The 14098-nt window shown below is 44.6% G+C and carries 12 protein-coding genes; 1 reads left to right on the top strand and 11 read right to left on the bottom strand.

Annotated elements, in window-relative coordinates; translation table 11 throughout:
• Positions 1–456: 456 nt before the first annotated feature.
• The 3 genes from ACLI09_RS14945 to ACLI09_RS14935 all read right to left on the bottom strand — a co-directional run bounded on the left by ACLI09_RS14945 (position 457) and on the right by ACLI09_RS14935 (position 4048).
• Positions 457–1998: an acyl-CoA carboxylase subunit beta gene (locus ACLI09_RS14945; protein ID WP_411420442.1), complete on the bottom strand. Its 1542-nt coding sequence runs from the start codon at positions 1996–1998 to the stop codon at positions 457–459.
• A 3-nt stretch (positions 1999–2001) separates the two neighbouring features.
• Positions 2002–3444 carry an acetyl-CoA carboxylase biotin carboxylase subunit gene (accC, locus tag ACLI09_RS14940; protein ID WP_411420441.1) on the bottom strand — a complete coding sequence of 481 codons (1443 nt, stop codon included), beginning with the start codon at positions 3442–3444 and terminating at the stop codon, positions 2002–2004.
• Between the two features lie 118 nt (positions 3445–3562).
• Positions 3563–4048: an acetyl-CoA carboxylase biotin carboxyl carrier protein subunit gene (locus ACLI09_RS14935; RefSeq protein WP_411420440.1), complete on the bottom strand. Its 486-nt coding sequence runs from the start codon at positions 4046–4048 to the stop codon at positions 3563–3565.
• Between the two features lie 194 nt (positions 4049–4242).
• Between ACLI09_RS14935 and ACLI09_RS14930 the strand changes: the two genes are divergently transcribed.
• A complete protein-coding gene (locus ACLI09_RS14930) occupies positions 4243–4860 on the top strand; it encodes a hypothetical protein (protein WP_411420439.1) in 618 nt (205 codons plus the stop codon).
• Between the two features lie 97 nt (positions 4861–4957).
• Here ACLI09_RS14930 and ACLI09_RS14925 read toward each other — a convergent pair whose 3' ends face one another.
• The 8 genes from ACLI09_RS14925 to ACLI09_RS14890 form a co-directional block, all read right to left on the bottom strand.
• Positions 4958–6109 (bottom strand): beta-ketoacyl synthase N-terminal-like domain-containing protein, encoded by a 1152-nt coding sequence (locus ACLI09_RS14925; protein WP_411420438.1) that lies wholly within the window; start codon positions 6107–6109, stop codon positions 4958–4960.
• Positions 6110–6300: 191 nt separating this feature from the next.
• Positions 6301–7608, bottom strand: coding sequence for a murein hydrolase activator EnvC family protein (locus tag ACLI09_RS14920; RefSeq protein WP_411420437.1), 1308 nt, complete (start codon positions 7606–7608; stop codon positions 6301–6303).
• 20 nt (positions 7609–7628) lie between these two features.
• On the bottom strand, positions 7629–8411 hold the full coding sequence (locus tag ACLI09_RS14915) for a DUF4292 domain-containing protein (RefSeq protein ID WP_411420436.1): 783 nt from the start codon (positions 8409–8411) through the stop codon (positions 7629–7631).
• Positions 8412–8433: 22 nt separating this feature from the next.
• Complete coding sequence (locus tag ACLI09_RS14910) at positions 8434–9735, bottom strand: tetratricopeptide repeat protein (RefSeq protein WP_411420435.1); 1302 nt, start codon at positions 9733–9735, stop codon at positions 8434–8436.
• A 6-nt stretch (positions 9736–9741) separates the two neighbouring features.
• Complete coding sequence (locus tag ACLI09_RS14905; RefSeq protein WP_411420434.1) at positions 9742–10755, bottom strand: sugar phosphate nucleotidyltransferase; 1014 nt, start codon at positions 10753–10755, stop codon at positions 9742–9744.
• Between the two features lie 159 nt (positions 10756–10914).
• A complete protein-coding gene (locus ACLI09_RS14900; RefSeq protein ID WP_411420433.1) occupies positions 10915–11898 on the bottom strand; it encodes a tetratricopeptide repeat protein in 984 nt (327 codons plus the stop codon).
• A 23-nt stretch (positions 11899–11921) separates the two neighbouring features.
• Positions 11922–12362, bottom strand: coding sequence for a dUTP diphosphatase (gene dut, locus ACLI09_RS14895; RefSeq protein WP_411420432.1), 441 nt, complete (start codon positions 12360–12362; stop codon positions 11922–11924).
• A gap of 9 nt (positions 12363–12371) precedes the next feature.
• Complete coding sequence (locus tag ACLI09_RS14890; RefSeq protein WP_411420431.1) at positions 12372–13829, bottom strand: lipopolysaccharide biosynthesis protein; 1458 nt, start codon at positions 13827–13829, stop codon at positions 12372–12374.
• Positions 13830–14098: the final 269 nt, after the last annotated feature.

Raw genomic sequence — 14098 nt, 5'->3', positions numbered from 1 at the left:
CTCATTTGACTACATATTAGGGATTCAAATTTAACCAATAAACAATAATTTAACATATGTGTGTTAATATTTACATATTTATAACTTTTAACAGTTTTATAACACAATAAAACACATTTAAGTAGACTTTTAAAAGCTAATTTTTGAATAATATTTAAATTTTTTAACAAAAAACAAAAACTATAAAATAAAATTTTTATCAACATTAACACTTAAATAGGCCTGTTTTTCAGTTTAATACATCAATATTTTTATTTTTATACCAATTATTCTAAATATTAAAATATTTAATATAATTAGTTAAAAATCTTAAATTAAATTTTAATATTATAAATATGTTAATTTATATGAAACGTTAAAGTCATACAGAGAAAAAACCAGGGAGTACAGTTGCAGTTATTCACAAAAAAACCGCCCTGGCAGGGGCGGTTTTTTTGTAAGTAATTTATGCTTGGGTTACAATGGTATATTACCGTGTTTTCTGTTGGGTATATCTACCGTTTTATGTTCTAAAATGCTAAACGCTTTCAGGAGTTTTCGGCGGGTATCTTTAGGCAGTATAACCTCGTCTACAAAACCACGCTGGGCGGCGGTGTAGGGGTTGGCAAATTTTTCCGCATACTCTGCCTCTTTTTCTAACAGTTTTGCAGCAGGGTCTGCGGCTTCGCTTATCTCCTTTTTAAAGATAATTTCGCTGGCACCCTTCGCCCCCATCACCGCTATCTCGGCACTGGGCCAGGCAAAGTTAAAGTCGGCGCCTATGTGCTTGCTGTTCATAACATCATACGCGCCGCCATACGCCTTTCGGGTAATAACGGTAACCCGTGGCACCGTGGCCTCGCTAAGCGCGTAAAGCAGTTTGGCACCATGCACGATAATACCGCTCCACTCCTGGTTGGTTCCCGGTAAAAACCCCGGCACATCTACCAGCACCAGCAGTGGAATGTTAAAGCAGTCGCAAAAACGCACAAAGCGAGCGGCCTTAGTACTGCTGTTAACGTCGAGTACCCCAGCAAGATAAGCAGGCTGGTTTGCCACTATGCCTGTGCTGCGGCCACCCAGGCGTGCAAAGCCCACAATTATATTTTCGGCGAAGGCCTTATGTACTTCATAAAAACTGTTTTCGTCTATAATGCCCTGTATCACCTTGTGCATGTCATACGGTTTATTGGCATTATCAGGAATGATGGTATCTAATACTTCGCGCACTTCATCGCCAAAAGTTACATTAAGCTTAGGCGCGGTTTCGCGGTTGTTTTGCGGAAGGTAGCCCAGCAGCGATTTTATATCTTCCAGGCACTGCACATCGTTAGCCGATGTAATGTGTGCCACACCGCTTTTAGTACTATGGGTTGTGGCACCACCCAGTTCTTCACTGGTTACGGTTTCGTTGGTTACCGTTTTTACCACATTGGGGCCGGTAACAAACATATAGCTGCTGCCCTCTACCATCATGGTAAAATCGGTCATGGCAGGCGAATATACCGCACCACCCGCACACGGACCCATTATCGCGCTTATCTGCGGGATAACGCCGCTGGCCTGCACATTACGGTAAAAAATGTCGGCATAGCCCCCCAGCGAACGAACGCCTTCCTGTATGCGCGCGCCGCCACTGTCGTTTAGCCCTATCATGGGTGCGCCTGTGCGCACGGCCATATCCATAACCTTACAGATTTTTTCGGCATGTGTTTCAGAAAGCGCACCTCCAAAAACGGTAAAATCCTGCGCGAATATGTATACCGCCCGCCCGTTTATGGTACCGTAGCCCGTTATAACACCGTCTCCGTAGTAGGTTTCTTTTTCCATACCAAAGTCGGTAGTACGGTGGGTAACCAGCATGCCTATTTCTTCAAACGAGCCTTCATCAAGCAAGTACTCGACACGCTCGCGGGCGGTGAGTTTCTTTTTGCTGTGCTGCGTGGCAATACGCTTTTCGCCACCACCAAGTTTGGCCAGCGCTATCTTATTATTAAGTGCTTTTATCTTATCTTCCATGGTTTACAAAATGGGGATGCGTAGTTGTTTGCGGTCTTCAAGGTACTGTTTGAGGGCAACGTATGCGGCTATTTCGGCCTCGTTGTCTAACTCCGTTTTCAGCTTATCAGCATCGTAATATTTTTTTACAAAATGAGTATCGAAGTTACCGCTTCTAAATGCCTCGTGTTCCATTACAAATGTGCCAAAGGGAAGCGTAGTTGCCACCCCCTTAATTCTATATTGGGCAATGGCCTGTATCATTTTCTCGATGGCTTCGGCGCGGTCTTTACCGTAAGTTATCAGTTTGGCAAGCATGGGATCATAATATATGGGTACATCCATGCCCTGCTCAAAGCCATTGTCTACCCGTATGCCCTCCCCTACAGGCAGCTCATATACTTCGAGTGTGCCCACATTTGGCGAGAAGTCTGTTAGCGGGTCTTCGGCATACACGCGCAGTTCCATGGCGTGTCCTTTTATGTGCAGGTCTTCCTGTTTAATGTTTAATGCTTCGCCACGTGCCACACGTATTTGCATCTCTACAAGGTCAAGCCCCGTAATCATTTCCGTTACCGGATGCTCCACCTGTAGGCGGGTATTCATTTCCAGAAAGTAGAAATTAAGTTTTTCATCTAAAAGGAATTCAACCGTACCCGCGCCCAGGTAGTTACATGCCTGCGCTACCTTAACGGCAGCCTCGCCCATTGCCTTGCGTATCTCCGGTGTTAATACCGATGATGGCGCTTCTTCAACCACCTTTTGGTGGCGGCGCTGCACGCTGCATTCGCGTTCAAATAAATATAGCGTGTTCCCGTGGCTGTCAGCCATTACCTGAATCTCGATATGGCGGGGCGAACCCACATATTTTTCTATAAACACACTGCCATCGCCAAAGGCTGATGTAGCCTCGCTAATAGCGCGCTCCATCTGCGATTCAAATTCGGCTTCATTCTCTACAATACGCATGCCCTTGCCGCCGCCGCCTGCACTGGCCTTTATCAGTATGGGGAACCCTATTTCGGCAGATATGGCTTTGGCTTTGGCCACATCGGTAATGGCTTCATCCACGCCCGGTACCATGGGTATGCCGTATGCCTTAACGGCATCTTTAGCGCCCAGCTTGCTCCCCATAATACGGATGGCATCGGGCCGAGGCCCAATAAACGTAATGCCGGCAGCAGTAACCGCTTCGGCAAAGTTGGCATTTTCGCTCAGGAAACCATACCCTGGGTGGATCGCATCGGCACCGGTTTGCTTAGCGACATCGATTATTTTATCCATAACCAGGTAGCTCTGGCTCGATGGAGCTTCGCCGATGTATATTGCCTCATCGGCATATTTTACGTGGGGTGCATTACGGTCGGCCGCGCTGTATACGGCTACGGTTTTAATGCCCATATTTTTGGCGGTTTTCATTACCCTTATGGCAATTTCGCCGCGGTTTGCAACAAGTATTTTTTTCATAAGCTATTGGTCAAAAAGCCTCAAACTGCACTAATGGTGCTTTATTTTTTTTGCCACGAATTTCTCAAATTTCACTAATCTTTAATTTGAGAAATTCGTGTAATTAGTGGCTGAGAAATCATTCAAATTCTATCAGCAATTGCCCTTTATCCACGGCCTGTCCCTTGGTAACGGCAATGCTTTTTATTGTGCCTGCACGCGGGGAATGGAAGGTGTTTTCCATCTTCATGGCTTCCAGTATCAGCAGGGTATCGTTTTCCTTTACTTCCTGCCCTTCGGTTACCGCAATTTCTAAAACCAGGCCGGGTATAGGCGCTTTTATTTCGTTTACCTGCTTTGCAACGCCGGCCTCAAAACCCATGTTTTTAATGAGCCTGCCCAGTGCATTAGCAATGTGTACCTCATAGGTATTGTTATTTATAGAAACGGTATAAGTTTTTTTCAGGAAATCTTTTGCTGTAATTTCTGCGCGGTATGGCAGGTTATCTTTTAAAACATGGTAGCTGCCTTGTCCGGTGAGTATAGCATCAAAAGCAGTGAGTTGCGTGGCATCCACATCAAAAGCAGGGTTGCTGTTTACGGTAACAGTATACGTATCACTCATTATACGAAGTTTAGGTTTTGTAAAGATATTTAAAGAAAACGGTATAGTAATTGGCCGGTGCAAATAAATTAACCAGAAATATATTTTAACAAAATACGCAACTTTATCACGTTTATAGCATCTATAGAGGGCAAGGAAGCAATATTATTAACGGGTACAGAGTTATATCAAAAAAAAATAACCAAACAACTTTTATGAAAAGAATCACCTTATTGTTTGCCCTACTCGCGGCAGGATGTGTTACAGCTAATGCCCAGGTCGATTCGGTCTACGTGGTTAACAATGGTTCCACCACCGCGCACAACGATTTAATTGCCAAAAAACATGAACTTAAGTTTGGCGCAATAAAAGCATTGTCAGGAGGCATTGTCGAGGTAACCTACGAACGCATCTATTCTGAATCATTTACCTACGGCCTTTCCATGTTAGGAAATTTAGACGGCAATAATAACGACTATCCCGAAGATTTTTCGGTTACACCATTTGCCCGAATGTATTTTAGCGAACCAAAATATTATGGCGCAAAAGGCTTTTTTGTAGAAGGATCTGCCAAATTTATTACCGGGCGTGATTATAACGGATATACCGAAGAATATGTTTATGAAGATGGTAACGGTAACACCTACTATAACTATTATGACAAACGCGTTAGCTATACAGCGGGCTCATTAGGTTTAGCCATTGGATGGAAATGGATAAACAAAGCCGGCTTTGTTTTTGAAATACTGGGCGGTGCGGGCCGCAACTTTGGAGGCAGCAATGCACCTGAGGCTAATTTCCGTGGTGATTTTAACCTGGGCTACCGGTTTTAAATATATAACATTATATGCGGGTGGCTTACTGGTATAGTAAGCCACTTTTTTTAAATGTAAGCTATGCCCTGCTCGCGCCTGACGCAGTAAACACTAACTATTTAGCTATTAAAATGCTTACCGCATTGCCGCCAAAGCCCACCGCGTTGATAAGTATTTTACGCAACGGCCTGTCCTGTTTTTGCGGGTAAAACGGCGACGGGATAAACGTGTCATTTTGCAACATCAGCAGCGCAAGTTCCAGGCTTAGCAGGCCGCTTGCACCAAAGGTATGCCCTATCTGCCATTTGTTTGTAGTAAGCAGCGGCAGCTTTTCGCCAAATATTTTCCGTATTGCGTTATATTCGCTCATATCCCCTTTTACGGTTCCGGGCGCGTGCATTATTATGGCATCTACCTCATTAAGGGGAGTACCGTCTAATGCCATCTTCATGCTTTTCTGCAGGCAGTGTGCGTTGCTGCTAAGCGATACACTGTGTGTAAGTGTTTCGGTAGCATAGCCTATGCCCTCTATTACCGCCATGGCTTTAGGGTTGTATCCCGCTTCAAGGCAGGCCATAGCGGCGCCTTCGCCCAGCACCATGGTACTGCTTTTTTTATCAAGGTCCATAGCGCGGCTGGCATATTCATCGTCAAGTGGGCTATAAATTTTCATGGCCTGCATTTGCGAAATGGTAAATGGCGTAAGCGGCGCCTCGCTGCCCCCTACAAGAAATTTATTTGCCATACCCGCGCGTAGCCATGCCACGCCATTTAGCACGGCATGCAGTGCGGTAGAGCAGGTAATGGAATGTGAAATATCAGGCCCGGTGCTTTTAAGGTCCTGCGCCACCCAGGAGGATATATTACCCAGTGTGGTGCTGGGTGACGATAGCAGTGCCGCCTTGCCCGTTTCGAGAAAATGGCTGTGGTGCTTTTCAAACAGGTCGGCTGCGCCGCGGCTGCTGCCTATATTAATACCAAAAACATCTTCACGCTCCCACCCGCTTTGCAGTACCGCTTTCCTGGCAGCGAGCATGGCAAACAGTACCGAATTATCAAGGCTGTTGTAGTTCGGCCTGCTATATTTAAGGTCGCGCACTTCCGTAAGCAGCCGCTCAGGTAGTGCCCCTGCCATTACGGAGCCTCCTTTAGCAGGTATTTTTCGTAAAAGCGGCCTGCCTGACAGGTATTTTGCCCATACGCCCGGGAGGGTATCGCCCAGCGGTGAAATTGAACTTACGGATGTGATTGAAATAGTTATTGGCACGTGATTTATTTGATTGTGATTGTACTGCAAAGGTACGTTCACATAACATAATTCGTAAAAATCACGCGTTAAATTAATAGCGCCATAAAAAAACTATGTGATTTTTGCCCTGGATTTTTAATAATCTCATAACGATTCTATATCATTACCTATGATTATTATCCAAATAAAGGAGCAGTAATAACAAATACTTACCGCGCCAGCCATGCAGCGGGATCCTGTAATTTGCTATTTTGAGAAACGATAAATTTAAGAACTGATCGGCCATCATAATCCCTGCCCACGGTACCTATGCGCTGCCCTGCCGAGACTTTATCTCCCGGGCTTACCGATATGGCGCTCAGGTTAGAATAAATGGTAAGGAAATCGCCGTGAAGTACCAGCACTCCCCTTTTACCTCCGCCCAGGTCGATGATTTGAGAAACCTCCCCTCCGAAAACGGCTTTTATGGCCGCGCCCTCTTCGGTAGTAATTTCTATACCGCTGTTGCGGATGGTTACTGAGCTGTCTAACGGGCTGGGGTGCGTACCGAATGATGATGATATGTACCCTTTTTCTACCGGCCATGGCAGCCTGCCTTTATTTGCCTTAAAATTATCAGATACTATCTTACCTTCTTTAGTAAGCGCTATCTTACCTGCCGCCGGCGCGGATGCAGTAGCGGTTGAAGATGAAGACGTTGACTTTGCCGGCTTAGACGAAGATGCGGTAGATGAACCGGCTTCCGAGGCTTTCTTGGCAGCAGCTTCCGCGGCCGCCTTGCGGTTAGCCTCAGCGATAGCGGCCTGTATTACGGCTTCTATCTTGCGGTCTATTTGCCTGTTTTCTCTTTCCTTATCATTTATCTCAGCAAGATATTTTTTCTTGTTTTTCTGAATCGTCTTTTTAAGCCTGGTTTGCTCTTCCCGGTCATTTTCAAGTGCCCGCTTATCCTTCTGGTTTTGGGCAAGTATCACCACCTTTTCTTTTTTCTGTGCTTCTAATGTGGTCAGCAGCGTTTCAAGCTCCGTCATTTTATCGCGCAGCTCATCACCCTGCACCTTGCGGAAACTGGCATACTGCTTCATATACTGCACACGCTTATAAGCTTCCAGAAAGTTTTTTGACGAAAGGATGAACATAATGCGGCTTTGGTCTGACCTCGATTTATAGGCGTGCAGGAGTGTTTTGGCATAGTCTTCCTTAAGCACTTTAAGTTCGCGGTTCAGCTTATTTATCTTAAGCTGGTTCAGGTAAATATTATCGGTAAGCAGGCGGGTTTGCTTTTGTGTGGTGCTGATAATCTTTTCGGTAAGCTTTATCCTGGCATCATTTTCAGATATCTTTGCTTCTACGGTTTTCTCTTTAGACCCCTCGTCTTTAAGCAGCGCGTTAAGCGCTTTCATTTCACGCACCAGCTCTTTTTTACGGGCCTCAAGCTTACGCTGCTCGGCGCCGCCCTGTGCCTGTAGCGTGGCTACAAATCCTAAAAGAAAAAAGGTAAGCAATAGATTTTTCATCGCCTGTTTTATGGTTAGTATTACTCTACAAATATCTGCTCGTATCCTTCGGGCACTTCATACGGAAAGCTTAGCTTTTCGTCAAATTTTACCGAAGCATATTCAATATCAATGTTTACTTTGTCTTTTTGTTCTGCCTCTATTTTTACGGCTACGGGCAGTATGGCCTGGGTATATTCCTTATGCCCCGGATATACCACATCTACACTGCGGGGCTGTTGCCCACCCTGGGCAATATGCTGCTTTTTAAGCAGGTAGTTAGTACCCTCAAACAAAAATTCCTTGATAATATTGCCGCTTTCCTTACCCGTGAGCTTGTACTTACCCTCTTCTACAGACGATTTATATGTACCTTTGGTAAGGTCGTACAGCGCCTCGCCGGTAAGCAGATTCTGCACTTTGTTATAATCCAGGTCAGTACCCAGCCAGCGGCTCAGCACTTCATAATTCCCCTTAAAATAGGTATTGTTCAGGGTTACATAATAAGTAACTTCCTCAGGCGTAATAAGCGCCTTGGCTACCGTAAAACCCAGGTAGCGGCCCATGACCAGTATGCGTTTATCCTTCTCAATGCGGATTTCAGTAGAAAAACCAAGTTCTTGCTTCGAGTCCTTGTACGACGCATCCGCCTTAATTAAAAGGGTTTTATAGTTTTCGGGGTTTTTATAATGCCCGGCTATAATTTCTTTACTGTTGCGGTCTTCCTCGGCAGTACCCTCGGTAACGGTGGCCAGCTGTTTTGTTTTACAACTTGTAACCAAAAGGGCCATCGTAGCAATTAATACTAATACACTCTTTTTCATAATTTCTCTTTTTAAAACGGAATTAGCTTTTGCCGCCCGCTTTTTTAGCAATGTCAAGTTGTTGCTTAAAATCTTTAGCCAGCGCCGCGTCATCTACTACAAAGTCCTGGCCGCTTTCCAGCCATTCTTTGGCTTTGCCAAACTGCTGCAGCCTGTTTGCTGCCAGCCCGGCAAAATAATACAACTTAGGCTGCGTAGGATACAGGTCGATATAACCGGTGGCAAGTTTGTACATCTTGTCGTTCTGCGCACTTTCGGCATACGTCATTAGTAGCAGCTCTACCCCTTCTACATCATCATCTTTTTGCGCAACACTTTTCTCGAAATAGCGCATCGCCTCAGCATAATTCTTTTTGTTGTAAAAGAATTTGCCTATTTCTTTAGGCACGTTTACCTCCTTTACATCCTTAAAATAGTCTACCGCTTTTTCGAGAGAAGGCAGATAAGATGGGTTATTATTTGCAAAAATCAGGTATTCGTTAAGCACTCGGTGCTTTATTTTGCTGTCAATCTTGCGGCTGCCTAATAACTGCATCATGCTCTGGGTTGCCTTTTCGCCCTCATTATTGTTGATATGGAACTTAAACAGGCTTACCTGCGCCCAGTCGCTCTGCGGTATGGCTTTTTCAAGCCTGCGGGCTACTTCTTCGGCCTTAGCCTCCTGGTTATTTTCGCTGTACAGGTAAATCAGGTCGATGTAGTTATCCTCATTCTTAGGGTCTTTGGCAATGGCCGCTTCCAGCGCTTCTTTGCCCGGTTTGCTGTCTTTGCTGGTGGCCAATATCTGCAGCTTATACATTTCGCGTTTTTCGCTGGTGCCTACGGTTTGCTCCAGTTCGTTTATCAGCGTAAGCGCCTTATCAAACTGCTGCGTATACATGTAGAGCGATACCAGGTCTTCCTGGTAGTAGGCCTTGCGCCACTCGGTAAGCTTTACGACTATGGGTATGGCACGGTTAAAGTCCTTTTGCTCATAATACACGTCATACAGCCCCTGCCAGTACCAGCGGTTTTTAGCGTCCAGCTCTGCTGCTTTTTTAAATGCTTTTTCGGCCTCAAAGTAATTTTTAAGGAACAGGTAATTTTTACCAAGTTCATTATATACTATCGCATTGTCCGGCTCGCTGTTCAGGCATTTTTGCAATGACTGTATGGCCTTATCATAGTTTTCAATCCCTTTTTGCTTGAGGGCCTCATAAAAATTGTCTTCAAACTCATTGTTTTTCAGTGCAATTGCATCGGGCTCTTCCTGGGCATAAATAGCTATAGGGCATGCTAACGCACCCATAACCAAAAGCCCGCCAAAAAGGATTTTTATATTCATAATTGTTTATTCTATAACTGAATAGTCGCCAAGGCTGATGCTGGTAAATTTACCGTTAAAAGCCGCATGGTTGCCTATCATTCCATTATCTAAGATAGCGTTTTTAATGACGGCGCTGGTTTGCACCAGGCTGTTTTTTATAATACTGTTTTCAACATGCGTATTTGCACCAAGTGAAACAAAAGGGCCCACGGTAGCATTCTTTAACGTAACACCACTTCCGATAAAGCACGGCGGGATTACTGTGCTGTTTTCCATCGTCACGTTTTCACTCACTAAATTTTCCTGTCCGTCGGCTGCGATAAAGCCCAGCATACGGCTGTTTGTTTCTACGGTAACGTTCTTATTGCCGCAGTCCATCCACTCGTCTACCTTACCCGGTACAAATTTCATACCCTTTTGCTTCATGTTCTCCAGCGCATCGGTAAGCTGGTATTCGCCGCCCTTTACAATACCGTTATCCAGCAGGTACTGCAATTCATCTTTAAGGGTTTCGCCGCTCTTAAAATAGTAAATACCAATAATAGCGAGGTCGCTGACATATTCTTTTGGCTTTTCAACAAAATCAGTAATCTCGTTATTGCTGTTTAGCTTTACCACGCCAAAAGCGCTTGGGTCGTCTACCTGTTTAACCCAGATAACACTGTCTGCCGAAGTGTCTAACGTAAAATCAGCCCGGAATAGTGTATCGGCGTATGCCACCACTACCGGGCCGCTCATACTGTCTTTGGCACTCATAATGGCATGGGCGGTGCCCAGCGGCTTATCCTGGTAGTAAATGCTGCCCTTTGCGCCCAGCCTCTCGGCAATGGCTACAAGGTCGGCCTCTACCTGCGGGCCAAAATCACGCGCTACAATAAAGGCTATCTCTTCTATTTCCTGGTTCAGTACAGATGCTATATCTTCTACCAGGCGGTGCACTATGGGCTTACCGGCTATAGGTATAAGCGGTTTAGGAACAGTAAGTGTGTGTGGGCGCAGGCGTGATCCCCGGCCTGCCATAGGTACAATAATCTTCATCCTCTATTTTATATATTCTCTTGTTAGTGTCGATTTACCGTTTTGCCCGGTATATTCTATTATTTTAAAAATTCTGCAATTTTTTTAAGCAACTACAGGTCTACATTAGCATCCTTACCCGCCTTCTGAAAAATATCCGGCTTTTCTTCCTTTTAAAGCTTACTTTATTTCTACGCCGTTAGCTTTCGCCGCATCGTTAAAAATGTTCTCTTTTCCCTTTTCTTTCAGGTCGTTCCAAAAAGCACCCAGGTTTTTTTCAGCATCACCCATGTAGGGAGACTTTAATTCTCCGTATAACTTATAGGCTTTGAACATATAGTCGCAGCCTTTCTCGTAATCTTCTGCAAAATAGTAGGCCCGTCCTGCACCATAATATCCTTCCGGATTATCGGGCTCAGCTTCTATTACCTTATCATATGCCGCGGCGGCCTGTTTATAATCTTTTTTATACTCATAAACTATCGCTATATTTTGCAGTGGCATAGTCCCGTAAGGGTCTACCTCCAAAGATTTTCTATAACATTTTAAAGCTTCGTCATAATTGCCCATGTACCGATAAGTGAGCCCAAGGTTATCCCAGGCAAAGGCAAATTCAGGATCGAGCTTTACCGCCGCTTTAAATTTTTCGGCGGCCTTTTCAAGCTTTTGTTTTTTAAAATAATCTTCCCCTTCATGATAGACCTTCATGGCTTCCGGATTAGCCGACAACGACTTATCAGAAAGCATATCGTTACTCGCTACGAGATTTTTAAGGCCTTTACAATTTTTCATCATATAATCCTGTATCTCCCTGAAATTTTTATCCGCTATAATAACTTTCTCGGTATCATCACCTACAACAAATGTAGTATCACCATCTTTTACCGATACTTTGACGTCCTTAATAAGTTTCTTTATATCTTTTAAATCGTTAAAAGTACTATACAACTGTTGCTTAATGATAGCGGCCGTTATACAGCTGTTTAACTGCTCAACAACCTCTTCTTTTCCTATGGTGCTCGATATGCCATCGGTGCATGTACAAGCTTCTTTAGCTGCCTTTTTAATGAATTTTTTCTGGTTTGCCTGCTGTGCAGAAACCAGCGTTGTCGAAAAGCCGCTTACAATAAATAAAACAGTAGCAATAACGTTTTTAAATTTCATATCGGTGGTGGTATTTGGTTACGTCACTTTGTGCCCGTGCTTCCAAAGCCGCCCGCACCCCTGTGGGTGTCGCTAAGCACTTCTGCTTCCTCCCATTCGGCACGTTCATGTTTTGCAATAACAAGCTGGGCAATGCGCTCACCGTTATGTACCGTAAACGCCTCATTTGATAAATTTACTAAAATTACCCCAACTTCGCCCCTGTAATCGGCATCAATTGTTCCGGGGCTGTTCAGCACGGTAACTCCGTTTTTTGCTGCAAGCCCGCTACGTGGCCTTACCTGCGCCTCATACCCTATGGGTAATTCAATAAAAAGGCCTGTTTTAATAATGGCCCTTCCCAGTGGCTCAAGCACAACAGGCGTGGAGGTAACAGCGCGGAGGTCCATTCCTGCAGAAGCTATGGTTTCGTAGTTTGGAAGCGCGTGGCCCGATTTGTTTATGATTTTTATAGTAACCGGCATGTGTGTGTTTTATTTTTTGATAAATTTTAGCAGTATGTGTTTTTCCCGTTTGTAGATGAAATATATAAACCCAATGAGCGACAGTATGCCAAACGCATAGGTGTGGCGCAATACCGGCACGTAAAAAGACAATGCCGAAAGACCGATGGCAAGGCTCATATAGGTACCCATTGTTTTAAGGTCATACGGGATAGGGTAATATTTAGCGCCGATAAGGTAGGATAGTACCATCATGGCGCCATACGCACACACCGTTGCAATGGCAGAACCTGTGTAGCCCCAGATGGGTATAAGCGCGAAGTTAAACAGTAGTGTTATGGCTGCGCCAATGGCTGATATATAAGCGCCCATTTTTGTTTTGTCTGACAGCTTATACCATACCGAAAGGTTAGTATAAATGCCAAGGCAAAAATTGGCCAAAATGATAAGCGGAACTACCTTCATGCCGTCCCAGTACGCGGGGTCGCGGATGATAAATATTTTAAGCAGGTCGGCAAAGGCAATAACGCCCAGCAATATAACCGAACCGAATATTACAAAGTATTTGGTAATGGCAGCATAGGTTTGCTTCGCATTTTCGTTACCGGCATGGCTAAAAAAGAATGGCTCTATCCCCAGCCTGAAGGCTGTAGTAAATAGTGTCATGAACAGTGCGAGTTTATAACAGGCTGAGTAAATGCCTATTTCGCTTTCGGGTACGTGCAGGTATTTTAGCAGTGGGCGGTCAAAGGTTTCATTAATGGCAAAGGCGATACCGGCAAGCATCACGGGAAGCGAATAACGCATCATTTTCTTCCAAAGGGTAGCGTTAAAATGCCACGACAGCCTTAAGTAATGGGGCAGCAGGAGCACTAGCGCAAAAAGGCTTGCCATAACATTTGCCACAAAAACATATCCCACCTGAAAGCCCGGTACGTATATGCTGCTCCAGATGCTAACCGGGTAGGCCAAGGCAAGCTTTGGCAAATAAATAAGGAAGAAAAAGTTAAGGGCGAGGTTAAACGCCACACTCCCTATTTTAATGAAGGCGTAGCGCATCGGCCTGCCGTCTGCCCTGAGCTTAGAGAACGGCGCTATGGCAAGCGCGTCGAGCACGAGCACCCAGATGATATAACTAATGTATTCGATATCTATTTTCAGCAGGTTGCCCAGTGTACCGCGAAATACCAGCGCAATGCCTAAAAAAGCGATGGAAGACCAGAACAGGGATATTGTAGATGTACTGATAACCTGCTTTTTATCGTCGGTATTATAAAACCGAAAAAAAGCCGTCTCCATACCATAAGCCAGCACCACGTTAAAAAAAACGAGCCACGCAAAGTTGATGGAAACTTCGGCATACTTTGCCAAATCCATAACACCGGGGGTGGTATATAGTGGTGTAAGTATAAAGCTAAACATGCGGGGTACTACCGTAGCGATACCGTATATGGCAGTTTGCTTAAAAAGGCTTTTATAAAGGCTCAAGCTTCAATTTTTAATGATAAGCAAAAGTAGGGATAATTTTTTGGATTGTTATTTTGATTGTTCGATTGCTGGATTATTCCATTGTTCCATTGTTGGCCAAAACCTCGGAGGTCTAATACTGCCAAAACTATACCTGTAACTAATTTCCGATTTAATTTAATTTGGGCACCTGCCTTTGGCAAACGCACTTGCCAGATTTATACGCAGGGATTCACAGAGAGTTTTTAAAATTAGGTTGCGCTTAGAGCGAGAGGCCACAAACAATGTAT

Source organism: Flavobacterium sp. RHBU_24 (genome assembly GCF_046613695.1).
Lineage (GTDB): Bacteria > Bacteroidota > Bacteroidia > Flavobacteriales > Flavobacteriaceae > Flavobacterium.
This window is presented reverse-complemented; position numbering and strand designations above follow the sequence as displayed.

Bases quoted from the DNA above. Each gene is read 5' to 3' on its own strand.
- ACLI09_RS14945 (WP_411420442.1), bottom strand. From the start codon at position 1,998: ATGGAAGATAAGATAAAAGCACTTAATAATAAGATAGCGCTGGCCAAA.
- accC (WP_411420441.1), bottom strand. From the start codon at position 3,444: ATGAAAAAAATACTTGTTGCAAACCGCGGCGAAATTGCCATAAGGGTA.
- ACLI09_RS14935 (WP_411420440.1), bottom strand. From the start codon at position 4,048: ATGAGTGATACGTATACTGTTACCGTAAACAGCAACCCTGCTTTTGAT.
- ACLI09_RS14930 (WP_411420439.1), top strand. From the start codon at position 4,243: ATGAAAAGAATCACCTTATTGTTTGCCCTACTCGCGGCAGGATGTGTT.
- ACLI09_RS14920 (WP_411420437.1), bottom strand. From the start codon at position 7,608: ATGAAAAATCTATTGCTTACCTTTTTTCTTTTAGGATTTGTAGCCACG.
- ACLI09_RS14915 (WP_411420436.1), bottom strand. From the start codon at position 8,411: ATGAAAAAGAGTGTATTAGTATTAATTGCTACGATGGCCCTTTTGGTT.
- ACLI09_RS14910 (WP_411420435.1), bottom strand. From the start codon at position 9,735: ATGAATATAAAAATCCTTTTTGGCGGGCTTTTGGTTATGGGTGCGTTA.
- ACLI09_RS14905 (WP_411420434.1), bottom strand. From the start codon at position 10,755: ATGAAGATTATTGTACCTATGGCAGGCCGGGGATCACGCCTGCGCCCA.
- ACLI09_RS14900 (WP_411420433.1), bottom strand. From the start codon at position 11,898: ATGAAATTTAAAAACGTTATTGCTACTGTTTTATTTATTGTAAGCGGC.
- dut (WP_411420432.1), bottom strand. From the start codon at position 12,362: ATGCCGGTTACTATAAAAATCATAAACAAATCGGGCCACGCGCTTCCA.